Origin of the sequence: Chryseobacterium sediminis (assembly GCF_008386505.1) — a bacterium.
In the GTDB taxonomy this organism is placed as follows: Bacteria; Bacteroidota; Bacteroidia; order Flavobacteriales; family Weeksellaceae; genus Chryseobacterium; species Chryseobacterium sediminis.
This window is the reverse complement of record NZ_VUNZ01000006.1, coordinates 140,524-156,775: the sequence shown is the minus strand read 5'-3', so window position 1 is coordinate 156,775 and position 16,252 is coordinate 140,524. Positions and strand designations below refer to the sequence as shown.

Here is a 16,252-nt window from a genome sequence, read left to right as displayed (position 1 = left end):
ACGGGACTCGAACCCGCGACCTCCGCCGTGACAGGGCGGCATTCTAACCAGCTGAACTACCGGATCAATTTTTTTAAGGTAAATTGACAAAACTTTTGCAATCCGGGTGGAACTTCTGATTTTCAGGAAAGTCCTATCCATCTGCTTTGCACTACTCTCTTATTTTGTAAGCGACCAATAAATCACTTTTAATAAACAATCTGAGAGCGTTTGTTTTTAACTGGTGCAAATATATAGCTTTTTTTAGTTTTTCCAAAGGAACCTATTCCTTTTCTTTAAAGCTATTTGTAAAACACACATTTTCAAATATAAAAATTTCAGATATAACTACTCTAAGAACCCTTTTAACAGATTATACTTAGAACATATAAAAAGTCAATTATAAAACACACACAAAATCAACATTCTTATTATGTAGAAATATTTATTTTAATATCCAATTCTAAGATGATAAATCCACCTATTCGGGCATTTTTAAATATAACTTAAAGTACTACGCACTTTATTTAATATTAAGCACGAAATTCTCTTTCTTTGATCAATTTTTTATATTCGCTTAATATGGCGTTCCAAAGCACAAACTGCTCAAATCGGTCTTCAATCATCGGTCGTGCATTCGTTTTTAATCTCTGATAATACTCTTTGTCTGAGAGCATTTTCTCCATTTCTTCTCTAAGGCTTTCACTGTCTTTTACAGGAACAATAACTCCGTTCTCATTTTCTACAATGATTTCATTACATCCATTGATATCAGAAACGATACTTGGTAATTCCATTGCTCCGGCCTGCATTACTACATTAGGGAAACCTTCACGATAACTAGGAAAAACCAGTGCATCAGAAATCGCAAAATAAGGACGAACATCTTTCTGAAAACCTACAGAGATAATATCCGGGTTATTTTCTATTTCATTTAATGTATCTGGAAATAACGGATCCAGTTCCTGTTCCAGAGAACCTACCAGTAATAATTTTGAACGCTGCTGATTTTCTTGTTTATTTAAAGCCGAGAAAGCTTTTATCAATTCATTAATTCCCTTGTCTCCTACCAAACGTCCTACAAACACAAAAACAAAATCCGTATCTTCTATTTTCAATTGATTTTTTAGAAGAGTTTTCTGATCTTCTGAAACTTGTTCGGGCGAAAAGAATGAGGTATCAATTCCGTTTGATGAACCATTTCCGATTACTTTAAGCTTGTATTTATCTGTATATTTGTGCTTAATGATAAAATCAGACAGCCCTTTTGAGTTGGGGTATACCTGGGTTGCAGAAGCATAGGTTAATTTTTCAACAAAATCTAGAACCTGACGTTTCACACCTGTTACCTCCATCAATGGTAAACCTGCTACTGTATGCAGCCTATGAGGAACTCCTGCCATTCTTGCCGCCAACATCCCTACAATACCCGCTTTAGGAGTATGGGTATGAACAATTTGTGGTTTCTCCCTTCTCAAAAACCGATAAGTACTCCATAAAGATTTGATGTCTTTAATAGGAGTAATCTTACGGGACATATCAATCGCTATTACGTCTATTTCTTCATCTTTTTTCACCTCATCCAGCTCCTTACCTGGTGATGAAACGCCTATTACATCAAAATGTTCTGACATAAACCGATGCTGCCCTTTCAGTAGAATCTTTAAAGAAAGAGGCACTGTTGTAATCCGTATCAATTTAGTTTTCAACTTCTTCCATTTTTTTTATTATTATTTCTATAAATTTAGAACTAATCAATAAATTTTTCATAAATCTTTTGTGTGTTGTTATTTTTTTACTCATTTATTTACAATTCACAAATTTGTGATTTTTAAAAATACAATATAATATTTTATGAGCCGTACTAATCCAACTTCATTAAAACAGAAACTTAGTTTGGATTAACAATGCATCATTACTGTCCTGGAAATCATTAATTTCCCGGTGATCTTAAGTGTTTTTTGAGAGTTAACAGCTTTCAGCGAAAACCAACCTGCGCGAACTCATCGTTGATCTTGCCAGCTGTTTATTGGTATTGAATACCGTGTGTCATCTATTCTACTTAATTTTAATCTGATTAGATGATTTCATTAATATTTTAATTTACTATTATCTTTAACATTCTTTAAAAGTGATTCTTTAGAACTATCAATTTTATTATTGACATTAAACTTATAATTGTTCATCTGAATCATTGGATATAATCCAAACTGATCTCTTTTTTCAAAAGGTTTTGTCACATTATTGGTAGCTAAATTATCTACTTTAAAATAACCTGTCATTTCCTTAATATTAGGTTTAGTTTTGTATCCAGCTATATAAATTCCTCCATTGGCATTTTCAACTGAGATATTGTTACAGGAAATGGTGACAGATTTTGATATATTCTGATTACCATATTGTCCTAAATGTAAATCTATACCTACGTTTGCATTATTTATCTTAACATTTTCAATATTAATATTTTCTAATATATTAGAACTATCATCCGGCTCAATATCAATTCCTGCCATAGGATTCGTTCCATTAATGTTTGTAATTAACAGATTTTTTATCAGTACATCTTTACCTCCTGCAATTGTTATTCCATTTCTTCTTACATTATTTATAATTCCACCTATAATATTTATATTCTCTGTTGCAAATAATGTTTCTTTAGCAATACCAGCTCTGATATTTCTCATGGTCTTTACCACCACAATCCCGTCTCCCCAGCAATCCGAGATATTGACATTAAAAATGTCTATATTTCTTGAGCTTCTGATATCAATACCAAATCCCCATTCACCTTTAGAGCCCAAATGCTTATCACGATCGCCTATTAATGTAGGATTATAGATTTTAACATTTTCAACTCCATGTAAACTTATAATCTGATATCTTACATCAGCTGTAGGCTTTAGTACCAAAGAAGAATTTTTCTGAAAATATATTTGTGAGTTTGATTGTGCAAAAACCCCAGTTGTCATTAATGGAAAGTCCGGCATTATGACTTTTTTATTCCCGTCAATAGCTTTTTGAATATATGCTGTATAGTCTACCGATCCATCTTTCACATATCCTTTTGGAAGAATTGTTTCGATTTTGAAAAAATCATTGGTCTGAACAGCAATATTCTGAGTTAGTATTAATGATTTATCAACTGTAACCTTATCTTTTTTCTGAGAACAACAAATAATAGAAAAGGTTGACAGACCCAATATTAAAAACGATTTTAAAATTTTCATAATAAATCTTTTATATTATTTTTTACGATTCTAAATTTTCCACTGCCTTCTACAGGAATCTCATTTACATAGTTAATCTGTATTTTCATAACATCTCCTACTCTGTCTCTCCAGTTTGAAAGAAATACTTTTTCAATCTGTTTTGAATAGATTTCCTTATCAATAACTACATATAGCTCAAGTTCATCCAACTTATTTTGTACTGCCTGAAACCTGATAATCCCTTTTGTATCTTTTAAAGTATTGGAGACATTTCCTAGATTGATCTTCCCATTTTCAACCGAATAGATGAAATCATCAATTCTTCCTAAAATTTCTTTTACCAAAGGATTATTATTTCCGCAGGTACACTTTTTATCAGCGTCTTCAAGTGTTATGGAATCACCTATATCATATCTTACCAACGGAGTGGCAGCCGTATTAAATGAAGTAACCACTAACCTTCCTGATTGTGCAGGCTGGTTGTTTTCATCTAAAACTTCAAACACACCAGTTTGCAGTTCCAAATGAAGATTTCCTTTTTCACATTCAATGATAAAAGGGGCACCTTCAGACGAAGCATATTGGTTATAGAGTTTTGTTTTGAAAAATTTCTCAATATAATATCTCGTTTCATCGGTAATAGTTTCAGCTGTAGGAAAGACTGCTTTCACCTTATTTTCCGGAAAATCATAGCCGTTCGCAATCCCGTATTTGGCAATTTCCAATATAGTGGAGGGAAATCCTACTAAATATTCAGGCGCAAAACGGATTAAATCTTCTACATAATATTTAAGATAGTCATCTTTGATATGAAATGTGGAATAATAACGAACATGATGTACAAAGTCTGTTTTCCAGAACACATTCTTATTAACATCTCTGGATGTCAGTAAATTTTTACCGGAAAACCATGCTGTCTTTTTCCCAAGTTCATACCCGAATCTAGACCTGAAATCATCTAAAAAAGCAAATCTTTCCTGACTGTCTCTGAAAAAGAACTTCACTTCCAGGGATTTTCCCGTAGTACCTCCTGTCTTGGATTTTTCTAATTGTTCAGATGTTTTTACTGTTATAGATCCAATATTATTACGGAGTACTTCTTTATTAACGATTGGCAGGCTGGAAATATTATCAATAGATTCCACATGCTCAATATTACCAATAGAATTTTTATAATACTCTGAATTTTGAATTACAAATTTTATAAACTCTGAATATCTGTTTTTTTGATATTCTTTTAATTCTTCTAATGATAGTGTGCGGTTTTCTTTTTTTTCTTTCCTGAAGTTTTTATACTCGCCTCCATATCTTCTTTTATACGCCTGTCTGTTATAGATATAGACCATAAAATTCTGAAGAAAATCAGGTAATAATTGATATACTTTCTCTTTCATTTAAAAACCTTGTTTAATCATTAATTTAATAAAGTTTGCAAAATCAATATTCTTCAATAATGATGCATATTTTCTGTAGAGTAAATTTTTAAAATATTTTTTTTCGTCCACAGATGTTACGGAAGAAAAATCAAAATGGTAGAGTATAGACTTTGTAATATCTGACTTTCCTCCGCTATTGTTTTCAGCTTCCTGTAAGTATAATTCTGTGACTACAGGGGAATAGGCAATTTCATTTTCTCTGGCTAATCTCCCCCACAGATCTATATCTTCTCCTCTGGATAGTCGCTCATCAAACAATTTCGCTTTTAATAGGGCTTTTTTACTTACACATACACAAGAGGTATGTATTAATCCTTTTTTAAGTATTATTTTAAAATAATCTTTAACAATTCCTTCTTTAAGTTCATCCTGTTTTCTGTTCTCAACAATATTTTCTTCAGAATACTTTTTTGCAAAATTCGTGACAAAAACATCTGCTTCATTTTTATATTGGGTAATCAGTTTATTGATTTCCTCCAAATGATTGGGTAACCACTCATCATCTGCATCCAAAAAAGCAATATATTCAAATTGAGATTTTTCAACCCCTACATTACGGGCCGAAGAAACGCCTCCATTCTCTTTATTAAATAATTTTACCCTCTGATCATCAATTTCATTGACAATATCCGGACCATTATCTTTACTTCCATCATTAATAATAATGATTTCAAAATGCTGAAAAGTCTGATTCAACACTTTACGGATGGTTTCCTTAATATATCTTTCTTTGTTATACAAAGGGATTACTACTGATATCATTATTTTAAATTAAAAATTAAAAACAGGAAAAAACAAATAAAAAATACTCCAAACAGATTGATAACTCCTATTTTCTGATTGGTTTGCGTATACGGATATATCAGGAAAGGAATGAAGATCCATGATAAAAACCCAAAACGGTCACTAAAAGCTGCCGAAAACATAAGAAAGAAAAAAGCAGAGGTGAGCATATATGTTACATAGAACCTTTTATACTTTAAATACTCCTCAATATCTTGAATGCTTTTAAGTGTATAATATCCAATCACTGCAAATATGGTATTGAATACAAAAAAGTTTACCCTAAAACCTGTTTTGTAAGCAACTTTAGCTCCTTTAGAATAATATTGATCTAATCTTTCTTCTACCAAAATATTGATCACCGGTATTTTACCTAAAAGTTCGTTAAGGTTAAAATTCACTAAAGACAATACCGTAGCTGCTGCATAAATAGAAAATATAACTTTAAGATTATTAATCCTGGTAGACAGAATGAAAACCATAATAGGGATAATAATGGAAGCGTGATTGAAAAATGCAACAAAAAAGAATACAATGGATAACCATTTCTTCTTATCAAAATAGGTAACTGCCAAAAAAAAGAAAGAGAATGCAATTCCCTGTCTGGTTGTGTTAATACCCATCGTTTTAAAGAAGAACATACTCACCACAATAAAGAAAATAAGAAACCTGTTTTTTTGTGTTAAGTTTCGTATTCCTATAATAATAGGTGTTACATATAAAGTGGCATTTAATGTAAAAAACACTTTATAGTTGTCACTAATTTTACGGGCAAACATTGAAATAAAATAGGTCCCTATATCTTTTAGTTCGCTTAAGGATCTTACAACTTTAGCTCCGGTAAAATAGACCAATGATCTTTCTGAATCCGAACCTACTTTTTTATCCCTGATCCCTATCAGCAATATCATTACCAATGCATAAAATAATAATAAAAAATTCTGAACATCATCAGAATTCTTTCTTCTGTAAACATATTCATTAATCAAAATGATTGCAAAAAGTGCTACACTCATGTAAACAAGTGTAAATCTTAAATCAAATGCATTTATAATAGGGTCCATTTCTCTCTTTCTACAAATTCTGCATGATACGATCTAATTCAAGATCATAATTATAACTGGTATAAAATGATTTAGCATTTCTGGAATATTCTGTATAATTTTCCAAGATGCTCTGCAGGGTATCTGATACAAGATCTTCTCTTTGAAAATCAATACACTCTCCCATTCTGTTGGCCGCAATCGTATTAATAAGTCCCGGAATATCATTTCCTATCATAGGCATAGAAAAGTTAGAGAACTCCCATAATTTGTTTGGGGCACAAAATATATTATTCAGAGAAGAATGATCGTATGTTAATATACCAATATCCGCATGACTTGTTACATGCAAATGATAAGGAGGGGCAACAAACGGAATATGAATGATGGAAGGGCAGATAGTCTGCAGTTTTTTCAAATAGTCTGTTTCCTTCCCCATTATGATCAGTGCAAAGTCTTCTGACTGATTGATATAACGGCAGATTCCTTCCAATTCTCTTTCAGGAAAAATAACACCCTGATAAATAATTTTCTTTTTCTCTTTAACAGGTTCCAATAGGTTTGATAATTCTTCCGTCAAAGGAAGGTTTCTTTCAGACAGTTCAGAATAAGGTTTATTCAGAATAACTTCCGGAGTTTTATTCAGTTTCCACCAAACCCGAAGTATATTGGCTCTGTCTAAATTAGAACAAATAACCAGTCTTGCATTTTTTGCAAATTTTTCAAGTCCTTTTATGTACCTTGGTGCGTAATCAAACAGCTCATATAAATTAAGCACATAATTTAATGACAACAGCTTTTTACCTAACGCCAGTGTGGTATCCGCAGCAGGAATCCAGATCAGTTTATCCTGATACTGGTTTTCATATATAATTTTCCAAAAAGTTTTTCTGATCTTAAACCAGTATAAAAACTTGTTGGATGAAGGTTTTATTTGGGTTAAATGAACTTTATAACAAAGACTGTTCAGCTCATCTATTAAGTTTCCTTTTTCAAAACCTAAAACAAGATGTATTTTGTATCCATTTTTATTCAGATACTTTATAAAAGCCAGTAAAGGAGGGTAATCCGAAACGCAGGTTTTATGAACTATTACAATTTCTTTATTCTCCATTAAATGTACTGTTATATTTTTTCACAAATTGATTCAACATATCATCCGCTTTCGATCTCAGATCTGAAATAGACTTTTGATGATCATTTTCTAACTCTGATTGTACTAATTCTCCAAGTTTCCCGATATCAAAGTGATCATCCCATAAAGCAAATGAAGGAATCTGCTCTGTAAGAATCCTTAATTTAGGTTCTATTTCAACACAAATGACCTTCTTTCCCAACAAACCGGCAATGATTGCCCCATGGTAACGTGCTGTAATAAATGTAGAAAATGAGTTTAAAGTTTCAATAAAATCATTAATTCCCATCGTTTCAGGATGCCAGACGATACTTTTATAATTTTGTATCCTTTTTAACCATTTCGGGTCTTTATCTTTTGCAAATACAATAAATGTTACATCCAGCTGTGGGTTGGAATTTACAAAACTAATCAACTGATCCTGATAATCAGCCGGACTATTCTTCCATTCCCAGTCTCTCACAATGATTCCTATTTTATTGGTATCCTCTGCCTTTGAGACGTTTTGAATATATTTATAAAAATAAGATGAGAATACCACATCTGCTCCTAAGAATGATTGGATATTCCAGTCATTACAGTAATCATAAGAAACCTGATCTCTGACCCCTGTAAACAGTGAATCTTTTAATTGATTCTTTGCAAATTCTATAGCCTGAACATTATTATTAAACGGACCCAATCCGAAACCCAGAAAAGCTTTTTCATAATTAGCTGCTACTTCATTATTCCCGGAGCTAATTTTCTGAAATACCTTTTTTAATATTTTAACAGGGCTTTTAGCAATATTATTCTTTATTTTCGTTGTAAGCGTAGATTTTTCTATAAAAGAGAAAAACTGTGTCCCGCCTCCATATACTAACAGGTCATCTTTCTGATTATTGTTATATGAAGAACCACTTAAAAATTTTGAAACATAATTATTTTCAGCTCCTATAAAGTTCAGTGATTGGTTTTTAATATTGGCTTTGATGAAATCTTCAAACACAACCATTAATAAATCATCACCAAAATTACTATCACCATATGCTCCTTTTATTGATATATTCATGATATTTTCGGCTTGATATTTTTTAATAATTTATTTTTCAAATAGATAGCACCCTCAGATTTTAATCTGTAATAATGCTCGGCGTCTCTTGATTTAATTACCTGACAAGGATTTCCAACTACAATTGAAAGCGGTGGTATCTTTCCAGAAACAACACATCCGGCACCAATAATAGATCCTTCTCCAATTTGGCTTCCAGGTGTAATAATCACATTCCCTCCAATCCAGACATTTTCTTCAATTTTAACTTTTCTGAATTCAAAAGTTTCATCATAGGGAATAAATTTAGAGTCTCTGAACTTATGATTAGCAGAATGAATGATCAGGTTAGGACCAATGATTACTCCGTTGCTTATTTCGACTTCCCCAAGTCCGTTAATGTCCGCATTAGGACCAATATATACATATGAGCCAATTGAAATTCTGTCAGGAAATAATAACCTTATATTGGGATTTATGTCATTCAGCTCACCAAAATGTTTTAATCTTTTTTTGGTTTTATTAAATTTGATCTGATCGAGAATTCTATTTAATTTTCCAACTAAAAACATAAGATAGCTTTTTTAATTATTAAAATACTTAAGTAAGAAACCACTGGTAATAATATAATGATAAAAAACTTAAAGTTAAGAATGTCATTTTTGTATATATCAATATATCGTACCAGTAAAACCACTAAAAACCCTAATAAAAAGGATATTGATATCCCCTGAAGCCCGATATATTGTATGAGAATAATACTTAATACTATGGATACAACAGCGCCAAGCAGTGTTGTCAAAGTAATTTTCAATGTATTTTTTTCTTTCTGATATTTTAATCCCAGAAAACCTGCAATCGCATTGAATCCTACTCCCAAATATAAATAAGGCATATACTGCCAGGTTTCAAAATATTCTTTTGAAACCAGAACTTTCGTCATTAAAGGTGATAATATTCCTAAGATGAAGGCCAAAGCCATTTCAAACATAATGAACTTCCCCAGTAATCTATTAAAAGTAGCATCATTTTCCTCCTTTAAAATTCTATCCTGTAGTGGCAACAGTAAAACAGAATTGATCACTAACAGTAATGCAGGGAAACGGCTTGCTACTGCATATAACCCGTTTCCTTCAGCACCCATATAATGTAGGATGATGAATTTACTGGCAGAAGATATAGCCCACCAGCTCATTAAATTGGGAATCAAAGGTAAAGAATAGGATGCCATTGATTTTATAAGCTTAGGATCCCAGTATTTAAATTTGAAATACTGAATTACTTTTACTTTATATAAAATCATAATACATGCAACAGTGTAAGCTACAATATTGGCAATAAAAACACCTTCAACATTTAATTTTAACAGGTAAATGAAAATGATGTTAAAAACCACAATTAAAAAAGTGGTTAAAATCCCGTTGATAGCAAACTGTTTCGTATTTCCCTGTCCCCTCAGAATACTCTGTAATAAAGGCAATAAACAATTAAGGAAAATAAGTATTATAAAATATCCCTGATACTGGAAGCTGTTAAAAAAGACATAAATGGAAAACCCTAAGCAAAAAATAAGATACCCTATACATAATGTTATGATAGAATTGGTCATAATTTTGGCTTTCTCGGTTTCGCTGATATATTCTTTGTCAATTAGCCATCTGTAGGTAGCATCAGAGATCTGTAAAGACACCAATGGCGCAAAAAGACTTATTGTTGTGAGCAGTAAGTCATATTCTCCCAATTCTTTTTTGGTAAGAAAATAGGTATAAAAAGGAACTAATAAAAATGAAAGAATCTTTGATCCAAAGCTTCCTATGGAGTACGTTAAAGTTTCTTTAAACATCTTCTTTTTTACCAGAGAAGATATATTCATTTATTTACTTTTTATAAAATTTACAATGCGCTCACATGCAGTTCCGTCACCATAAGGATTATGAAGTTCACTCATAGATTGATAACGTACCGGATCACTTAATAAACTTTGTGCTTCTGAGATAATTTTATTTTTATCTGTACCTACCAGAATTACCGTCCCGGCATTCACCGCTTCAGGTCTTTCTGTGGTATCGCGCATTACCAGTACCGGTTTCCCAAGACTTGGAGCTTCCTCCTGTATACCTCCGGAATCGGTAATGATCATATGAGACTGATTCATAAGCCATACAAAAGCAGGATATGCCAGAGGCTCTATAAGGATTATATTTTTGACATCAGATAAAATGTCATATACAGGACCTTTTACATTGGGATTCAGGTGTACAGGATAGATAATCTGAACATCAGGATTGGTGATGGCTATTTCTTTTAACGCTTCACAAATATTGATAAATCCCTGTCCATGATTTTCACGTCTGTGTCCTGTAACCAATATTATTTTTTTAGACAGATCTATACTGGCCTTAAGGGTATCTATTTCTGTATTATTTATATGCTCCACTTTTGCAGAACTAAAGAATAATGCATCTATCACAGTATTTCCCGTGATCAGTATATTTTCCTCTTTGGTATTCTCAGCCAATAAGTTTTGCTTTGACTGTTCTGTTGGGGCAAAATGATAATCTGCAATACGTCCTGCTACCTGTCTGTTAATTTCTTCAGGGAATGGAGATCTTTTATCATGTGTTCTCAATCCCGCTTCTACATGGCATACTTTGGCACCGGAATAAAAACTCGCAATACTGGTTGCCATTGTAGTAGTGGTATCTCCGTGTACATACACATAGTCTGGGTCAAAATCTTCCAGAACAGATTTCATTCCGGTAATAATATCAGCAGTCAGGTTATATAGATTCTGACCGGGCTTCATTAAATTTAAATCATAATCCGGTTTGATATCAAAAAAACTTAAAACCTGATCTAACATCTCTCTATGCTGAGCTGTAACACAAACTTTAGTCTCAAATGATTCTTCTTTTTGAAATTCTTTTACCAGGGGAGCCATTTTTATAGCTTCGGGTCTTGTTCCAAAAACAATCAGATGTTTCTTTTTCATAATTTTAAGCAATAAATATTACAGTCTTGAGTCACATTCTTTCAAAACTCCCTTTACATCATAAATAATTCCTCCTTCTTTCAGATAATTATTCAGATTCATCCCCATAAATTCTTTGTGGGCAACGGTAAGAATAATTGCATCAAATTTTTCATCAGGAATTTCATTTACGACATTAAGATCATACTCATGTTTTACTTCTTCAGGTTTAGCCCAAGGATCATAAGTAGTAACCTGTAAAGAATAATCTTCAAGTGCCTGAATAACATCTACCGCTTTGGTATTACGTACATCCGGACAGTTCTCTTTAAATGTTATTCCTAAATTCAATACTTTACCACCATTGATCGTAATCTTCTTTTTGATCATTGTTTTTACCAGTTCGGAAGCTACATACTGTCCCATGGAGTCATTAAGACGGCGTCCGGCCAATATAATCTCCGGATGGTAACCATTTTCCTGAGCTTTCTGAGCCAGATAATAAGGATCTACACCAATACAGTGTCCTCCTACTAACCCCGGTTTGAAAGGTAAAAAGTTCCATTTGGTTCCTGCTGCTTCCAATACAGCATGAGTATCAATATCTAAAAGATTGAATATTTTTGCTAATTCGTTTACAAAGGCAATATTAATATCTCTTTGCGAATTTTCTATTACTTTGGCAGCCTCTGCAACCTTGATTGTTGGAGCTAAATGAGTCCCCGCAATGATTACAGACTGATATAAATTATTTACTATTTCCCCGATTTCAGGTGTTGAGCCCGAGGTAACTTTTAAGATCTTTTCAACAGTATGTTCTTTATCACCAGGATTAATACGTTCCGGTGAATACCCTGCAAAGAAATCCTGATTGAATTTTAATCCAGACACCTTTTCCAGAACGGGAATACATTCCTCTTCTGTAGCCCCGGGATAAACCGTAGATTCATAGATAACAATATCTCCTTTAGATAATACTTTACCTACAGTTTCTGAAGATTTATATAATGGGGTTAAATCCGGACGGTTATGTTTATCAACAGGCGTAGGAACCGTCACGATATAGATGTTTGCATCCTTAATATCATTGATGTCTGCAGAACAGTACAATCCGTTTTCAGCAGTTTGGCTAAAAGGGTTATTGTATTTTAAGACTGCTTTTAGCACATCGTCATCCACTTCCAGAGTACTGTCGGTTCCTGTATTTAATTCTTCAATCCTTTTCTGATTGATATCGAAACCTACAACCGGATATGTTGTTGCGAATAATCTTGCTAAAGGCAAACCTACATATCCTAATCCAATTACGGCAATTTTATATTGTTTTTCCACAAAGAATCAATTTAAGCTTATTTATTTTAAATTTTCCCAATACCAGCTGATAGCTTCTTTTAATCCTTTTTCTATCGTATGGCTTGGCTTATAACCTAATAATTTTTCTGCTTTTTCAACAGATGCCAAAGAGTGAGGGATATCTCCAACTCTGTTTGGACCATGAATAACATCTACTTCACCAATCTTTCCATCGAATTCACTTAAATACTTTTTAAGATATCCTACCAGATCATTCAATGTGGTACGGTCTCCTACTGCAGTATTATAAACAGTGTTCACTGCTTCAGGGTTTTCAGTAAGCATAGCCAGCTCATTCATCTGAATAACGTTGTCAATATAGGTAAAATCACGTGAGTAGTCTCCTGTTCCGTTGATAGTAGGAGATTCGTGATTGATTAACTGTTTTACGAATAAAGGAATTACAGCAGCATAAGCCCCGTTCGGATCCTGTCTTCTCCCAAATACATTGAAATATCTCAGTCCAATACACTTCATCCCGTAAGTTTTCCCGAATACATCAGCATATAATTCATTTACATACTTAGTGATCGCATAGGGTGACAGGGGTTTTCCAATTACATCCTCCACCTTAGGTAATGATTCTGAATCTCCGTAAGTAGAAGATGAAGCAGCGTATACAAAGCGTTTTACGTTAGCATCGCGGGCAGCAATAAGCATATTCAGAAACCCTGATACATTCACATCATTACTTGTAATAGGATCCTTAATAGATCTTGGAACTGAACCGAGTGCAGCCTGGTGCAGAATATAATCTACATTTTCCACCGCCTTCTGACAAACTTCCAAATCACGGATATCCCCTTCAATGAGTTTATAGTTCGGATTTTCAAGGAAAGGTGCAATATTATGACGGTGTCCTGTTGCAAAATTGTCTAAGCACACTACCTCATAACCCTTATTTAAAAAATACTCCGTTAAGTTAGAGCCAATAAAACCCGCTCCACCTGTAATTAAAATTTTATTCATTTCTATTCTATGATTTGAAAATTTTACTCCACCAACTTTTTTTGTCTTTCGTCTGGCTGTAACCATAACCATAGCTATAGTTGTATCCATATCCACCTGCTCGTCTTGAAACATCATTAATCACAAAGGATACATTGGATAGTTTTGAATCTCTCACCAAATCGTTGGCGAAATCTAACAGTATATTTTTTGATACTCCTGATCGTACCACATACAATGTCGCATCGGCTGTATCTGCAATACTTAATGTATCAGAAACCAGCATTAGCGGTGCAGAGTCAATAATAATATAAGTATACTGAGAAGACATCTGTTCGATAAGCTTTTGGTAACGTCCGTTAGACAACAATTCCTGAGGGTTGGGAGGAATAGCTCCGGCATAGATAACGTCACATGAAGGATTCGTTGTTGAGGTATGAATAAGCTCTTCTACCTTTACGGACTCATCATATAAAAACTCTGTAAGCCCCTTTCTTTTAACAGGCTCACTGTCATATCTCTGAATCTGAGGATTCCTGATATCTGAACCAATCAGAAGCGCTCTTGCATTTTTATTGGCAATGGTAAGGGCAAGATTCACTGATACCAAAGTTTTCCCTTCTCCTTTTACGGAAGAAGTTACCATAACCACTTTGGCTGTATCTTTTACCGGCAACACAAATTTTAAGTTGGAAACCAGTACTCTGAAGGCTTCAGCCAACTCTGAGAAGTCGTTCTTCTGCACCAAATGGTTTTCCGAATCTGTAAGAGAAGGAATATCCACCAGTACACCAAGTCCTGAACGTTCTTTAATATCTTCTCTGCTGTATATTTTATCATCCAAAATGAATAATAGATAGAATATACCAAAAGGAATTAAAATTCCCAGTAGTAAAGCACCTGGAAGAATGATCTCTTTTTTAGGCGATACCGGAATATCTTCCGTAAATGCAGGGTTTACAATTTTTGCTTTTGGAACATCTACTGAAAGATTAATCGCGTTTTCCTCTCTTTTTTGAAGAAGGAACAAGAATAACTGTTCTTTAAGATTTTGCTGACGTTCAATCCCTCTGTATACTTTAGACTGCCCCGGAACCTTTTCAATCACATTATTATTGGTCTTGATTTGATTCTGCAGTTGAGAAATACCTATTTGTACCGTCTGTTTTTGCTCATTGATATTATCACGTATAACTTCCTTTAAAGAAGCAATTTCCCTGTTCATTTCTATAACAGCAGGGTTTTCGTTAGTAGCCTGCTTCAGGGTTTTATTTCTACTGATAATTAATGAGTTATACTGAGATATAGATTGCTCCAGTGAAGGATTCAGTCCAAGATTAGATGGCATAAGCTGATTATTACCTTTTGAAGCCTCGCCTGAAAGAGAATTCAGAAGATCCAACTGAGCCTGCTGCTGAAGAAGAACTTTAGTATTTTCACTTGTATTCTGTAATGCCAGTTCCGCCTGTGCTTGTAAATCTACAATACGGTTACGATTCTGGAAATCCTCTTTCTGGTTTTCTACCCCGGAAAGATCTTTGGTTATCACCTCCAATCTCTTATCAATAAATTCCTGAGTATTCTGGGCCTGTAAATTTTTATCTCTCTGGCCATCCAGATTATATTGTTTTGTTACCTCATTAAGAATAGCTTCAGACTTTTCAGGAAGTGATCCTACAAGGCTGATTTCCATCAACATCGCCTTTTCATCAGGAATATTGATCTGGATTGTTTTTTCCAGTTTTTTTATTTTCTCAATTGGGCTTGAAAAAGCAACTTTATAGTTTGACTTAACAGCAAAGTCTGAATTTCTTTGAAATACAACAGTTCCAAAATCCAACGCTACAGGAGCATTAAATTTTCCCTTAACATCCTTCTTCTTTGCACTGTGAAGTATAAATTGGTCTCCTTTTAAATCCGTTAATGTATATTCAACTTTGACAAATTTTTCTTTAGTATAGCTCAATACCTTTGCTGTAATAGGCGCTCTACCAAATAACTGCGAATCTTTAATATCTCCTGCACTGAAATATTCTACATTGAGGTTAAGATTTTGTACAACCTGCATCAATAACGGCCGCGAATTAACAATTGCGGCTTCACCTTTCAGTTCATCAGAATTCCCCAGGCCTATCCCAAGATTATCAAGATCAGCTAGAGCAGAAGTAAGGTCATTTTGTTTTTTATCGAATTTAAGGGTAGTTTTTGACTGATATTTAGGAATGCTATACCTTAGATAAATAAAAGCAACGGCTACACAGATTATAATAGAGGCTACAAACCATGGCCATTTATAAAGATATTTTAAAATGGCTTTCTTTAAGTTTAATTTTTCCTCCTTTGGTTGAAGTTCTTTCTGCTGCAT

Annotated in this window: 13 protein-coding genes; all 13 read right to left on the bottom strand. The window is 33.5% G+C overall.

Annotation, left to right across the window (positions count from 1 at the left end):
- Positions 1–512: 512 nt before the first annotated feature.
- Positions 513–1,613 carry a glycosyltransferase family 4 protein gene (locus FW780_RS21610; protein WP_149835658.1) on the bottom strand — a complete coding sequence of 367 codons (1,101 nt, stop codon included), beginning with the start codon at positions 1,611–1,613 and terminating at the stop codon, positions 513–515.
- Positions 1,614–2,069: 456 nt separating this feature from the next.
- A complete protein-coding gene (locus FW780_RS21605) occupies positions 2,070–3,206 on the bottom strand; it encodes a glycoside hydrolase family protein (protein ID WP_149835654.1) in 1,137 nt (378 codons plus the stop codon).
- Entirely contained in the window at positions 3,203–4,582 is a 1,380-nt protein-coding gene (locus tag FW780_RS21600; protein ID WP_149835653.1) for a phenylacetate--CoA ligase family protein, read from the bottom strand. Before FW780_RS21600 ends, FW780_RS21605 begins: the two co-directional genes overlap by 4 nt.
- The gene (locus tag FW780_RS21595) at positions 4,583–5,386 is read right to left on the bottom strand and encodes a glycosyltransferase family 2 protein (RefSeq protein ID WP_149835652.1); all 804 of its coding nucleotides are present in this window, start codon (positions 5,384–5,386) and stop codon (positions 4,583–4,585) included. It lies immediately after the preceding gene.
- On the bottom strand, positions 5,386–6,471 hold the full coding sequence (locus FW780_RS21590) for an EpsG family protein (RefSeq protein WP_149835651.1): 1,086 nt from the start codon (positions 6,469–6,471) through the stop codon (positions 5,386–5,388). Before FW780_RS21590 ends, FW780_RS21595 begins: the two co-directional genes overlap by 1 nt.
- 10 nt (positions 6,472–6,481) lie before the next feature.
- Positions 6,482–7,564 (bottom strand): glycosyltransferase family 4 protein, encoded by a 1,083-nt coding sequence (locus tag FW780_RS21585; protein ID WP_149835650.1) that lies wholly within the window; start codon positions 7,562–7,564, stop codon positions 6,482–6,484.
- On the bottom strand, positions 7,554–8,636 hold the full coding sequence (locus FW780_RS21580; protein WP_149835649.1) for a polysaccharide pyruvyl transferase family protein: 1,083 nt from the start codon (positions 8,634–8,636) through the stop codon (positions 7,554–7,556). The genes FW780_RS21585 and FW780_RS21580 overlap by 11 nt, the downstream gene beginning before the upstream one ends.
- On the bottom strand, positions 8,633–9,187 hold the full coding sequence (locus FW780_RS21575; protein WP_149835648.1) for an acyltransferase: 555 nt from the start codon (positions 9,185–9,187) through the stop codon (positions 8,633–8,635). The genes FW780_RS21580 and FW780_RS21575 overlap by 4 nt, the downstream gene beginning before the upstream one ends.
- Positions 9,178–10,488: a lipopolysaccharide biosynthesis protein gene (locus tag FW780_RS21570; RefSeq protein ID WP_149835647.1), complete on the bottom strand. Its 1,311-nt coding sequence runs from the start codon at positions 10,486–10,488 to the stop codon at positions 9,178–9,180. Before FW780_RS21570 ends, FW780_RS21575 begins: the two co-directional genes overlap by 10 nt.
- The gene (gene wecB / locus FW780_RS21565; protein WP_149835646.1) at positions 10,489–11,607 is read right to left on the bottom strand and encodes a non-hydrolyzing UDP-N-acetylglucosamine 2-epimerase; all 1,119 of its coding nucleotides are present in this window, start codon (positions 11,605–11,607) and stop codon (positions 10,489–10,491) included.
- Positions 11,608–11,625: 18 nt separating this feature from the next.
- Positions 11,626–12,918 (bottom strand): nucleotide sugar dehydrogenase, encoded by a 1,293-nt coding sequence (locus FW780_RS21560; protein ID WP_149835645.1) that lies wholly within the window; start codon positions 12,916–12,918, stop codon positions 11,626–11,628.
- A gap of 21 nt (positions 12,919–12,939) precedes the next feature.
- Complete coding sequence (locus FW780_RS21555) at positions 12,940–13,908, bottom strand: SDR family oxidoreductase (protein ID WP_149835644.1); 969 nt, start codon at positions 13,906–13,908, stop codon at positions 12,940–12,942.
- 7 nt (positions 13,909–13,915) lie between these two features.
- On the bottom strand, positions 13,916–16,252 hold the full coding sequence (locus tag FW780_RS21550; RefSeq protein WP_149835643.1) for a GumC family protein: 2,337 nt from the start codon (positions 16,250–16,252) through the stop codon (positions 13,916–13,918).

Excerpts from the sequence above, each read along its gene's own strand:
- FW780_RS21605 (WP_149835654.1), bottom strand. The coding sequence starts at position 3,206 with ATGAAAATTTTAAAATCGTTTTTAATATTGGGTCTGTCAACCTTTTCT.
- FW780_RS21595 (WP_149835652.1), bottom strand. The coding sequence starts at position 5,386 with ATGATATCAGTAGTAATCCCTTTGTATAACAAAGAAAGATATATTAAG.
- FW780_RS21600 (WP_149835653.1), bottom strand. The coding sequence starts at position 4,582 with ATGAAAGAGAAAGTATATCAATTATTACCTGATTTTCTTCAGAATTTT.
- FW780_RS21610 (WP_149835658.1), bottom strand. The coding sequence starts at position 1,613 with ATGTCAGAACATTTTGATGTAATAGGCGTTTCATCACCAGGTAAGGAG.
- FW780_RS21570 (WP_149835647.1), bottom strand. The coding sequence starts at position 10,488 with ATGAATATATCTTCTCTGGTAAAAAAGAAGATGTTTAAAGAAACTTTA.
- FW780_RS21550 (WP_149835643.1), bottom strand. The coding sequence starts at position 16,252 with ATGCAGCAGAAAGAACTTCAACCAAAGGAGGAAAAATTAAACTTAAAG.
- FW780_RS21590 (WP_149835651.1), bottom strand. The coding sequence starts at position 6,471 with ATGGACCCTATTATAAATGCATTTGATTTAAGATTTACACTTGTTTAC.
- FW780_RS21580 (WP_149835649.1), bottom strand. The coding sequence starts at position 8,636 with ATGAATATATCAATAAAAGGAGCATATGGTGATAGTAATTTTGGTGAT.
- FW780_RS21575 (WP_149835648.1), bottom strand. The coding sequence starts at position 9,187 with ATGTTTTTAGTTGGAAAATTAAATAGAATTCTCGATCAGATCAAATTT.
- FW780_RS21585 (WP_149835650.1), bottom strand. The coding sequence starts at position 7,564 with ATGGAGAATAAAGAAATTGTAATAGTTCATAAAACCTGCGTTTCGGAT.
- FW780_RS21555 (WP_149835644.1), bottom strand. The coding sequence starts at position 13,908 with ATGAATAAAATTTTAATTACAGGTGGAGCGGGTTTTATTGGCTCTAAC.
- wecB (WP_149835646.1), bottom strand. The coding sequence starts at position 11,607 with ATGAAAAAGAAACATCTGATTGTTTTTGGAACAAGACCCGAAGCTATA.